This is a genomic window from Streptomyces yunnanensis (assembly GCF_029011865.1).
GTDB lineage: Bacteria > Actinomycetota > Actinomycetes > Streptomycetales > Streptomycetaceae > Streptomyces > Streptomyces yunnanensis.
Window position 1 is genome coordinate 5,659,719 of sequence record NZ_CP095749.1, and the last position, 11,365, is coordinate 5,671,083.

At 73.4% G+C, this 11,365-nt stretch carries 9 protein-coding genes and 1 pseudogene; 4 read left to right on the forward strand and 6 right to left on the reverse strand.

The features are described from left to right. Positions 1-78: 78 nt before the first annotated feature. Positions 79-270 carry a hypothetical protein gene (locus MOV08_RS24780; protein ID WP_039635671.1) on the forward strand — a complete coding sequence of 64 codons (192 nt, stop codon included), beginning with the start codon at positions 79-81 and terminating at the stop codon, positions 268-270. 185 nt (positions 271-455) lie between these two features. Here MOV08_RS24780 and MOV08_RS24785 read toward each other — a convergent pair whose 3' ends face one another. The 3 genes and pseudogenes from MOV08_RS24785 to MOV08_RS24795 form a co-directional block, all read right to left on the reverse strand. After that, positions 456-3,809, reverse strand: coding sequence for a S41 family peptidase (locus tag MOV08_RS24785; RefSeq protein WP_275308868.1), 3,354 nt, complete (start codon positions 3,807-3,809; stop codon positions 456-458). Positions 3,810-3,912: 103 nt separating this feature from the next. Then, positions 3,913-4,131 (reverse strand): DUF397 domain-containing protein, encoded by a 219-nt coding sequence (locus MOV08_RS24790; RefSeq protein WP_275308869.1) that lies wholly within the window; start codon positions 4,129-4,131, stop codon positions 3,913-3,915. Then, positions 4,128-4,890, reverse strand: a pseudogene (locus MOV08_RS24795) (helix-turn-helix domain-containing protein). Before MOV08_RS24795 ends, MOV08_RS24790 begins: the two are co-directional and overlap by 4 nt. A gap of 206 nt (positions 4,891-5,096) precedes the next feature. On the opposite strand from MOV08_RS24795, the gene MOV08_RS24800 reads away from it, so the two are divergent. From MOV08_RS24800 to MOV08_RS24810, 3 genes are all read left to right on the forward strand, one after another. Next, on the forward strand, positions 5,097-5,339 hold the full coding sequence (locus tag MOV08_RS24800; protein ID WP_275308870.1) for a hypothetical protein: 243 nt from the start codon (positions 5,097-5,099) through the stop codon (positions 5,337-5,339). A 263-nt stretch (positions 5,340-5,602) separates the two neighbouring features. After that, complete coding sequence (locus MOV08_RS24805) at positions 5,603-6,790, forward strand: serine hydrolase domain-containing protein (RefSeq protein WP_039635681.1); 1,188 nt, start codon at positions 5,603-5,605, stop codon at positions 6,788-6,790. Between the two features lie 315 nt (positions 6,791-7,105). After that, on the forward strand, positions 7,106-7,888 hold the full coding sequence (locus tag MOV08_RS24810) for an SDR family NAD(P)-dependent oxidoreductase (protein ID WP_039635683.1): 783 nt from the start codon (positions 7,106-7,108) through the stop codon (positions 7,886-7,888). A 295-nt stretch (positions 7,889-8,183) separates the two neighbouring features. On the opposite strand, the gene MOV08_RS24815 is transcribed toward MOV08_RS24810, so the two are convergent. From MOV08_RS24815 to MOV08_RS24825, 3 genes are all read right to left on the reverse strand, one after another. Continuing rightward, positions 8,184-9,032, reverse strand: coding sequence for a DMT family transporter (locus MOV08_RS24815; RefSeq protein WP_275308871.1), 849 nt, complete (start codon positions 9,030-9,032; stop codon positions 8,184-8,186). Further along, a complete protein-coding gene (locus MOV08_RS24820) occupies positions 9,029-9,565 on the reverse strand; it encodes a YbaK/EbsC family protein (protein WP_275308872.1) in 537 nt (178 codons plus the stop codon). The genes MOV08_RS24815 and MOV08_RS24820 overlap by 4 nt, the downstream gene beginning before the upstream one ends. An 86-nt stretch (positions 9,566-9,651) precedes the next feature. After that, positions 9,652-11,307: a penicillin-binding transpeptidase domain-containing protein gene (locus MOV08_RS24825; protein WP_039635688.1), complete on the reverse strand. Its 1,656-nt coding sequence runs from the start codon at positions 11,305-11,307 to the stop codon at positions 9,652-9,654. Positions 11,308-11,365 lie beyond the last annotated feature (58 nt).

Below are 11,365 nucleotides of genomic sequence, written 5' to 3' on the forward strand. Positions count from 1 at the left end.
TGATCGAAATGCGACGAATGCCGGTTCATGTCACGCTTGTCGAGCCCGATCCCCAACACCCCCACAGGAGTGAACACCATGGGCATCGAAGACCAGTTCAAGGACAAGGCGCAGCAGCTCAAGGACGAGGCCAAGCGGCGGGCCCAACAGGGCCAGGAGCGCGGCAAGCAGTCCCAGGAGCGCGGCAAGCAGGGCCAGGAGCGGGGTCAGCAGGCCCGCGAGCGCGGCCAGCAGGCGCTGGACGACGTGGAGGACCGCTACCAGAGCTGACGCGACGACGTCCGTCCGTGCGTGACGGGCGTCCGACGTCCTGAACGAGGGTCGTTCGTCCTCGTGGAGGGGCGCATCCGGATCCGGATGCGCCTCTTCGTCGTGCGCAGCTTCGTACCGGCGTCGACGTGCGTACCGGCGTCAACGCCGGTGTCGACGGGGCCTCGACGGGGCGTGGGCGGCGGTCAGTTGGTGCCGCGCGGCGGGAGCGGCGGGCGCCGCCGGTCCGGGACGTCGGAGAGGTTCGGCGGGTCCGCCGCGGGATGCCGCTCCAGGAGTTCCAGCGCGGTGCGCACCGCGACGCCGAGCTGCGGGTGCCGGCCCTCCGCCCAGTGCAGCGGCGAGCGCAGCGCCTCGATGTCCACCTCGACGCCGTGGTTCTCCACCCCCCAGCCGTAGAGGTGGAACCACGCGGCGTTCATCGGCACGGTGATCTGGGTGCCGTCGGCCAGCCGGTGCCGGCCGGTCATGCCGACCACCCCGCCCCACGTCCGGGTCCCGACCACCGGCCCGATGCCCTGCAGTTTGAACGCCGCGGTGATCATGTCGCCGTCGGACGAGGTCATCTCGTCGGCGAGGGCGACCACCGGGCCGCGCGGCGCGTTGCTGGTGTACGACACCGGCTCGGCGTCCCGGGTCAGGTCCCAGCCCATGATGGTCCGGGTCAGCTTCTCGATGACCAGCTCGGAGATGTTGCCGCCGGCGTTGCCGCGGACGTCCACGATCAGCGCGGGCATCGCGACCTCCCGCCGCAGATCGCGGTTGAACTGCGCCCAGCCCGAGCCGCCCATGTCCGGGATGTGCAGATAGCCGCACCGGCCGTCGCTCAACTCCCGCACCACGGCGCGCCGTTTGGCCACCCAGTCCTGGTAGCGCAGCGGCCGCTCGTCCACCAGCGGGACCACCGCGACCCGCCGGGCGTGGCCGTTGCCGGTCCCCTCCCCTTCCGGCGGGGAGAACGTCAGCTCCACGGTCGTGCCGCCGGCCGCGGCCAGCAGCGGGTACGGGCCGGCCACCGGGTCCACCGGGCGCCCGTCGACGTGGGTGAGCGCGCTGCCCTCGCGGATGCCCGTGCCGGCCAGCGGCGAGCGGGCCTTGGAGTCCGAGGACTCACCGGGCAGGATCCGTCGGACCACCCAACGGCCGTCCCGGCGCACGAAGTTGGCCCCGAGCAGCCCGATCGGACGCTGGTAGTGCGGCGGCCCCTCGTTGCGCCGGGCGCCGGTGACATAGGCGTGCGAGGTGCCCAGCTCGCCCAGCACCTCGCGCAGCAGGTCGGCGAACTCGTCGGGGCTGGCGACCCGTTCGAGCAGCGGCCGGTACTGCGCCAGCACCTCCTCCCAGTCGATCCCGCACAGCTTCGGGTCCCAGAAGTACGCCCGGACGATCCGGCCGGCCTCCTCGAACGCCTGCCGCCACTCCGACCCGGGATCGACGTCGTGCAGGATCCGCCGCAGGTCCAGATAGACCGTGGAGTCGCTGTCCGCCGGCTCGGTGGCGGGCACCGCGCGCAGCTCGCCCTCGTCGTTGACGACCAGCCGGGTGCCGTCGCCGCTGAGCGCGAACCCGTCCAGGGAGCTGCTGAGTTCGGTGCGCCGCGCCTTGACCAGGTCGAAGTGCTCCAGGGTGGGCCGGCCCGAGGTGTCGGCCGGGTTGGCGAAGGTCTCGCCCAGCGCCCCGGAGATCGGCCAGCGCAGCCACACCAGCCCACCGCCGCCGACCGGTTGCAGCGAGGAGTACTTCGAGGCGGCGACCGGGAACGGCGTGACGCGGTTGGCCAGCCCCTCGACCTCCACCAGCACCGGCCCCTCCCCGGACGGTGGGGGGTTCTCGTCCGGGTCCAGCCCGCCGGCCGCCGGCCGCCCCTCCGGGGACAGCGCGAACGGGGACGGCGTCGCCGACGACAGCGGGACGAGATAGGGGCGGCAGCCCAGCGGGAACGACAGATCGCCGGTGTGCACGTCGTAGACCGGGTCGAAGCCGCGCCAGGACAGGAACGCGAGGTAGCGGCCGTCCCGGGTGAACACCGGCTGCTCGTCCTCGAAGCGGCCGTTGGTGACGTCCACGACGTGCCCGTCGGACAGCCGGGCCATGCTGATCTTGCGCAGCGAACGGCCGATACCCGGGTGCGACCAGGTCAGCCAGCGGGAGTCGGGGGAGAAGGCCAGGTCGCGGACCGGGCCGTTGGCGGACCGGGTCAGCTCGGTGACCGGTTCGGCCGGGCCGCTCCCGCCGTCCGCACCGTCCTCGCCGCCGGCGTCGGCCGGGCCGCTCCCCGGTTCCTCCGGCGCGCCGGTCTCCACCAGCAACAGCCGCCCGTCGTGGGTGGCCACCGCCAGCCGCTCGCCGTCCGGCGCGGGGACCAGCTCGTGCACCCGGCCCAGCGCCCCGGCCGCCAGCCGGCGCGGCGTGCCCGGCCCGCTGGCCCGCGGCAGATTGGCGATCTCGACGGCGTCCTCGCCCTCGGCGTCCGTCACGTACGCGATCCGCCCGGTGGCGCCCAGCATCACCGGCAGCCGGACCCGTACGCCCGGGGTGTCGTGGATCGTGCGGGCCGGGCCGTCGCGGTGGGTGAGCCAGTACAGGCTGCCGCGGATCCCGACCGCGCTGGCCCGCCCGGTGGCGTCCACCGCCAGCCCGGTGACGTGCGAGGCGGCCGGGACCTGGTAGCCGCGGCGGCCGGCCCGCGGGCCGCCCAGCCGCACCGCGAGCTTCCGCGGCACCGCGTCCGGGCCCAGGTCGTCGATCAGCCAGAGGTCGCCGGCGCACTGGTAGACGATCCGGGAACCGTCGGTCGAGGCGTGCCGGGCGTAGAAGTCGCGATGGTCGCTGTGCCGGCGCAGATCGGTGCCGTCCGGCAGGCAGGAGTAGACGTTGCCGACGCCCTCGTGGTCGGAGAGGAAGGCGATCCGGCCGCCGGTGAACATCACCGAGTCCAGGTGCCCGCACAGATCCGGCAGCAGCCGCGTGCCGTGCAGCCACATCCGGCCCGTCGCCCCGCCCCGGTAGCGCTTCCAGGACGCCGGCTCGTGCGGCGGCTTGCCGCTGAGCAGCAGGGTGCGGCGCTCCCCGTCGACGTCGGCCAGCGCGATGTGGGCGACCGGCCCCCAGGGCAGCTGCCCGCCCGGGCTGCCGTCGGTGGGCAGGCTGTACGCCCAGGAGTAGTACGAGAACGGCTGGCCGTGCGAGGACACCGCGAGGATCTGCGCCTGGCCCTCGTGGTCCGGCGGCGTCCAGCCGCAGACCCGGGCGTCGGTGCTGCCCCAGTACGTCAGCCGCCGGGCCGGACCACCCGCCACCGGCACGAGGTGGATCTCCGGGTCGAGGCTGCGCCAGCTGGTGAAGGCGATCCGGGTGCCGTCGGGGGAGAACCGCGGGTGCCCGACCCGGGTCCGGTCCACGGTCAGCCGCCAGGCCCGGCCCGGCTCCTCGCCGTCCGGCGCGAGCGGCGCCAGCCACAGGTCGTCCTCGGCGGCGAAGCAGAGCAGGTCGCCGTGGAGGTGCGGATACCGCAGATACGCCTCGGGTGCATCGCTCACGCCCCCATGGTTTCGGCGCCGCGGGTGGGCGGCAACTCGGCCATGACGACGACACCGGCCCCCGCATTCCGCGAGGGCCGGTCACTCGGTGCCGCCGCGAACGTCAGGCGGGCAGCTCCCCGCCCTTGACGACGGCGACGAACGAGGACCAGGCGGCCGTCCCGAAGCGTATGGCCGGGCCGTGCGGGTCCTTGCTGTCGCGGACGGGGACGGTGCCCGAGGTGAGGTGAGCGGGTGCCCACTCGACGCAGCCGCCGCCCTCACCGTTGCTGTGGCTCGACTTGACCCACTCCGCGCGGGAGAGGTCCGAAGGGGTGCTCATGTGGGTAGTGCCTCCATGACGGACCGGATGAACGCCGCCGAATCGCGCGGCGACAGGGCGCAGGCCCTGAGCCGATCGTAGGCCCGCCGAAGGTGCCGGACCTTCGCCGCGTCCTCCAGCAATGTCCCGCTCGCGAACCCCTCCTCCCAGGCGACCTGGGTCCCGTCTTCGAGGGTGAACAGCGCCAGTGAGCCCCCGGCCATGTCCCCCGTGCTCGAACGGGAGAACCTGCAAGGTGCTTGTGGGGGTCAGCGTCACGTCGATGAGATGGGCCAGTTGGGCCCGCATAACGGCCGGTCCGCCGTAGGACCGCCGGAGCACCGCCTCGTCAAGGATCACCGAGAGATCCGGTTGGGGGTCGGCCCGCAGGTGGGCCTGCCGGCTCAGACGGGCCGTCCACAGCTCCTCGGTCTTTTCCGGGCTTCGCCTCGGGTCGTAGGTCTGGAACAGCGCACGGGCGTACTCCTCGGTCTGCACCAGCCCCGTCACGAGCTGACACGAGAACTCGTCGATGATCCGGGCCCGGGCCTCAAGCTCCATCCGGCGCCGGAACTGATCGGGGTGGACCTCCTTGCTCGCCAGCCGGTACAGCTCCTCGAAGATCCCATCCGTCCCGAAGGCGGCGTCCAGCATCGCCGGGAGCGACGGAGGCGGCATCGCCTCGGCCGTTTCGATCCGGGACAGGTGGCTGCGGCTGATCTTCACGACGTCCGACAGCCCCTCAAGGCTTATGGCGCCCCGTTCCCGGTAGGCGCGCATCTTGGCGCCGAAGAGATGACGGGCACTGCGGTCGGGTGTCAGTTCCCGAGGACGTGCGGGCACGGTGCAACTCCCTTCTCCCCACCTGGACGTGGGGACGGAAACGGCCTGGCGGGTCGTGCTCTTGCAGCGTAACTCTGGAGACACGCACCGTAAGAGGCCCCTGGTCGGGGCAACAGTCGTACATGCGTAGGGAGTTGACGAGCATGGTGGCAGCGGACCGGCGGAAGTCGGCGACGGAGAAGGTCAGGGACGCGGAGCGGGCCCGCGACGAACTGAACGACGCACTCCGGGCGGCGGGGGTGTGCCTGCCCTCCCTCTCGCTCGATGCCGCCTCCTGCACCGGACCCGCGCCGCTCGCGCTCATCGAGCTGGGGCGCTGCAACGTGGCGACGGTCCGCGCGCTCGCCGCGGCGGTGCGGCCCGACGGGATCGGGTGCGCGCGGTGACGGCGACGACGAAAGCCGGGAAGTGTGAGCACCGGCGGACGGTGAAGCGCGACGGCAAGACCCACTGCCGCGACTGCAAGCGACAGATCTATCTCTGAGCCTGTGAGCCTGCGCAGTGCGCAGGCCCCGCCCGCCGCCCCGTGGCCCGATGTGAGGAACGCCACGCCCCCGCCCCCTGGCGGTCCCCCTGGTCATGAGCATGGATCCCGGCGTTGCACCATTGATGGGTCATCGAACGCGACGGAAGAGTGGGAAGCGAGTCAGTGGTGGACGTCCAGGGCACGGTGGAGGACGGCTACGAGCCGGTCCGGGACGCCTTCGCAGCCAACTTCGCCGAGCGCGGCGAGCGCGGCGCGGCGGTCACCGTCTACCGGGACGGCCGCAAGGTCGTGGACCTCCGGGCCGGCACCAAGGACGGCGACGCCGACCCCGACGACGCCACGGCCGCCCCCTGGGAGCCCGGCACCGCCCAGGTCGTCCGCTCCGCCACCAAGGGCATCGCCGCCACCGTCCCGCTCCTGCTGCACCAGCGCGGCCAGCTCGACCTGGACGCCCCGGTCGGCACGTACTGGCCCGAGTTCAAGGCCGCCGGCAAGGACCGCGTCCTGGTCCGCCACCTGCTCGCGCACCGCGCCGGCCTGCCGGCCCTGGACACCCCGCTCAGCCCCGCCCAGGCCATCGACGGCGTCAGCGGCCCGGCCGCGGTCGCCGCCCAGGCCCCCGCCTGGACACCCGGCACCGACCACGGCTACCACGCCCAGACCTACAGCTGGCTGCTGGGCGAGCTGGTGCTGCGGGTCACCGGCCGCACCCTCGGCGCCTGGGTCGCCGAGGAGATATCCCGGCCGCTCGACCTCGACCTGTGGATCGGCCTCCCGGAGGAGGCCCGCCCCCGCGTCGGCCGCCTCGCGCCCGTCGAGCCGCCGCCCCGCCCCGCCTCCGCCGGCCTGCGGGTCCGCCCCAAGAGGTCGGTCGCCGACGCCTACGCCGACCCGGACTCCCTCACCAGCCGCGCCTTCGCCGCGATCTCCCCGGCCCCCGACGAGAACGACGACGCCTACCGCGCCGCCGAACTCCCCGCCTCCGCCGGCATCGCCACCGCCCCCGCGCTGGCCCGCGCCTACGCCGCACTGATCGGCCCGGTCGACGACCACCCGCGGCTCTTCGCGCCGGCCACCCTGACCCTCGCCCGCACCGAGGAGTCCGCAGGACCCGACCGCACCCTCCTCGTCAACACCCGCTTCGGCCTGGGCTTCATGCTGCACGGCCCGGCGTCGCCGCTCCTCGGCCCCGGCTCGTTCGGCCACCCCGGCCGCGGCGGCGCGCTCGCCTTCGCCGACCCGGAGAGCGGGATCGCCTTCGGCTACGTCACCAACGGCATGCAGCGGAACGTGACCGCGGACCCGCGGGCGCAGGCGCTGGTCCGTGCGGTTGCCGCCGTGGGCGGCTGATTCTTCCCACGTTGTCGGTTTTCCCGCCGTGTGGCTGGCGCCTTGCCGCTCCCCACGTTGTCGGGTTTCCCGCCGCGCGGGTGCCTGTTGTTCCGCCTTCGGCGGGAGGGGTGTGTGGGGCGGGGCCCCGCGTGGTGCGTGGTGGCGGTTCCGGGGGCTCCGGGGCGGGTTGTCGGACTGCTGCGCTTTACGTCCGACAACCCACCCCTGCGCCCCCGGAACCTCCCGTAGCGGACGGGACCCCGCCCCGGTGGGGGGTGAGGGACGGACCCGGGCCCGTCGCAGAAGTGCGGGCCGGTGGGTAGGTAGCGGGCCATGAGGCGATTCGAGGGATATCGGGTACTGATCACGGCGGCCGGGCGGGGCATCGGCGAGGCCACCGCGCGGCGGCTGGCCGACGAGGGCGCGCGGGTGCTGCTCACCGACATCGACGGGGCGCGTGCCGAGCGGGCGGCCGACGCCCTCCGCGCGGCCGGCGGCGCCGCCGAGGCACGGGCCTGCGACGTCGGCGACCGGGCCGCGGTGGAGGCGGCCGTCGATCACGCCGTGGCGCGCTTCGGTGGCCTGGACACCCTGGTCAACAACGCCTTCGGCTGCCACCCCGACCCGCCGCTCTTCGAGGACACCCCCGACGGGGAATGGGCCGCCGACCTCGACCTCACCCTGAGCGGCGCCATGCGCTGCGCCCGGGCCGCCCTGCCGCACCTGGCCGCCGCCGGCGGTCGCGGCTCGATCGTCAACATCGGCTCGGTCAACGGCATCCAGGACTTCGGCAACCACGCCTACAGCGCCGCCAAGGCGGGCCTGGCCAGCCTGACCCGTACGCTCTCCGGCCACGCCGCGCCCCGCGGCGTCCGCGTCAACCTGGTCGCACCGGGCACCGTCGACACCCCCAACTGGGCAGGCCGCGAGGAGCGCCTTGAGCGGGCGGCCGCCGCCTACCCGCTGGGCCGGGTCGGCCGCCCCGAGGACATCGCCGCGGCCGTCGCCTACCTCGCCTCCCCCGACGCCTCCTGGGTCACCGGCATCACCCTCCCCGTAGACGGCGGCATCCTGGTCGCCAACGCCGAACTGCGCCACGCCCTGCACGACAGATGAGAATCCCCCCACCGGGGCGGGGTCTCCCGTCCCCTACGGGAGGTTCCGGGGGCGCAGGGGTGGGTTGTCGGACGTAAAGCGCAGCAGTCCGACAACCCGCCCCGGAGCCCCCGGAACCGCCACCACGCACCACGCGGGGCCCCGCCCCACACACCCCTCCCGCCGAAGGCGGAAAACACCGCAACCCGCACGGCGGGAAACGCGACGACGTCAGGGGCAGCCCGGCGCCAGCCACACGGCGGGGAAGCCGACAACATGGGAAGAATCCGGCCGCAAGGCGGCCGCAAGGCGGCCGTCAGCCCGCCATCATCAGGCCGATCCCCACCACCATCACCCCCGCCGCCGCCAGCCTCGGCAGGCCGAACCGCTCCTTGAAGAAGAGCGTCCCTATGGCGGCCCCGACGATGATCGACGACTCGCGGAGCGCCGCGACGGGGGCGAGCGGCGCGCGGGTCTGCGCCCACAGCACCAGTCCGTAGGCGAAGACCGACAGCAGCCCGCCGGCCAGGCCGCGCAGTGCGACGGGGCGCAGCTCGGCGGCGAGCCGGCCGCGTCGGGTGGCCAGGGCGTAGGCCGGGATGACCAGCCCTTCGAGGATCATCAGCCAGGCGATGTAGCCCAGCGGGGTCTCCGAGGCGCGGACGCCCAGGCCGTCGACGGTGGTGTACGCGGCGATGGACAGGCCGGTGGCGAGCGCCGCGGCTATCGCCGGCCAGTGAGGGCGGAGGCCGGAGCCCCGGATGCCCCAGACCGCCAGGCCCACCAGCCCCGCGGACGCCAGGGCCACGCCGGCCAGCGCCCAGCCGTCCGGTACCTCGTGCACGAAGACCGCCGCGAGCACGGTGACGACCAGCGGCGCGGTGCCCCGGGCGATCGGATACATCTGCCCGAAGTCGCCCAGGCGGAACGACTGCATCAGCAGCCCTTGGTAGACGATGTGCAGCACCGAGGAGGCCAGCAGGTACGGCCAGGCGCCGGCCGCCGGCAGCGGGGTGAAGCAGGCCAGGACCGCGCCGCAGACCGCCCCGCCGCCACCGACCAGGGTGAAGGCCAGCAGTTGGTCGCGTATGCCGTGGGCGAGGGCGTTCCAGCTGGCGTGGGTGACGGCGGCCAGCAGCACCGCGGCGACGACCAGCGGCGTCATGAGGTCTGCTCGCGCACGTCGACCACCCGGCCGCCGGCGTGGGCGATCAGGGTCTGCGGGTCGAGCGGGAAGACGGTGTGCGGGGTGCCGGCCGCGGCCCAGACGGTGTGGTGGGCGAGGATGCCGCGGTCGGCGAGCACGGTGGTGCGGGTGCGGTGGCCGAACGGGGGGACGCCGCCGATGGCGTAGCCGGTGGTCTCCCGGACGAGCGCGGCATCGGCCCGGCGGACCTTGGTGGCGCCCAGCTCGGCCCGGACCCGCTCCACGTCCACCCGCGAGGCGCCGTCCATCAGGACCAGCACCGGTACGCCTTCCTCATGGCCCGGCGCATGGGAGGACCCCCATGCTGTGAAGATCAGCGACTTGACGATCTGGTCGAGGTCGCAGCCGATCGCGGCGGCGGCCTGCGCGGCGGTCGGGGTGGCTTCGGGGAACCGGCGCACCTCCACGCTCAGCCCGAGGGCGGTGAGGGCCTCGGCGAAGCGGGGGTGGGGTTGGCCGGCAGGGGCGGTCTCGGTACCGGAATCGCTCATGGCCCGCACGCTAGCGAAAGCTGTACGGGCCATGCGAACGACTTCCGGCCGGTGGACACCCCGTGTGAAGGGGCGCCCCCGGGCCCTTAGTTGGCGGTCAGGATGGCGCGGACCAACGGGCCCGCGTTGGTGCCGCCGTGACCACTGGCCGGAACGACCGCGGCGGCCGCCAGGTCGTCGCGGTAGGCGGCGAACCAGGCGTTCGGCTTGTCCTGGTTGTCGACCTCGGCGGAGCCGGTCTTGGCGCCGATGTCACCGCTGATCCCCTGCATCGCCTCGGCGCCCGTCCCGGAGGTCGCGGTCAGCTTCATCAGCGCCTTGAGGTTGGACGCGGTGTCCGGCTTCATGGTGCGGGCGGCCTTGGCGAACGTCCGGTTGTCCAGCGACGCGGCGACGATGTACGGCTGGTGGAACGAGCCGGACTGGGCGGTGGCGGCGATCGAGGCGACGTTCAGCGGGTTCATCCGGACCCCGCCCTGACCGATCAGCGAGGCCGCCATCTGGGCGTCGTGCATGACCGGGACGGTGCCGTCGAAGGTGGGGATGCCGGTCGCCCAGTTCAGCCCGATGCCGAAGACGTCCCGGGCCTCGTTGGTCAGGTCGTCGTCGCCGAGGTCCTTGGCGTGCCCGATGAAGGCGTTGTTGCAGGACGCCGCGAAGCTCTGCGCGAAGGTGCCGTCCGGGATCTCGGACTTGTTGAGGTTCTGGAACTTCCAGCCGCCGACCGTGACGAACTTCGGGCACGGGTCCTTCTTGTCCGGCGCCGTCAGCCCCTTGTCCATCAGCATCGCGGCGGTGACGATCTTCATCGTCGAGCCGGGTGCCAGCGACCCCTGGGCGGCGAGGTTGAAGCCGTTCGCGGGGGAGTTGGCGAGCGCCAGGATCTCGCCGGTGCTGGGCTTGACGGCCGCGGCGGACGCCGACTTCTTGCCCTTGACCGCGTTCTCGGCCGCGGCCTGGAGCTTGGCGTCCAGCGTCGTGCGCAGCGTGCCGGGGGTGCCCTGGGAGAGCACCTTCAGGGTCTTGTCGGGCTGCTGCTTGTTGCTGTCGGTGGTCTTGGCGCGGTGGACGTAGAGCTCCACGCCGGGCTTGCCGTTGGTCTTGTTGCCGTACTTGGTGCGCAGGCTGTCCAGCACCGCGGCGAGCGTCGGGTGGTCCTTGGCGGTCAGCTCGACGCCGTTGCGGTCCACCGCCTTGATCGGCGGCGCCTCGGCCTCCCCGGTGCGCAGCTCGTCGCCCTTGGCCAGGCCGGGGTAGAGCGTCGACGGCTGCCAGGCGACCTGCGGCTTCCCGGTGGCCTTGGCGCGCTGGAGCGTCAACGCGCTGTCGTACGAGAAGGGGGTCTTGACGGACTTGTAGGCGATGTCGGTGTTGACCGTGTACGGCACCTTGGAGCCGGCCGGGGTGCCCGGCTTCAGCGTCACCTTGGAGAACTTCGCCTGCTGGGCGAAGGAGGTGAGCGCGCTGCGGGCGGCGCCCGGGTCGTCGGTCAGCGCGGCGGCCTTGTCGATGTCGCCGGACTGCCAGGCCGTCAGGAACATCTGTGTGGTGGTGTTCACCTCTTTGGCGGTCAGCGGGCCGGTGGGCACCGTGGGGCCGCCGTCGCCGGACTTGGCATCCGCCGCCCTGACCGCCTGCGGTGCCGACCCGTCCGAGCCGCCGAACAGCGTGAAGCCGCCGACGACTCCGGCCACCAGGGCCACCGAACCGCCGATCAGTCCGTATTTCACCTCGCGGCGCATGCCACCGATCCCCTCCCAGGAGCTTGAGTCCTTGAGTACGCACCCAAGAACGCCCATC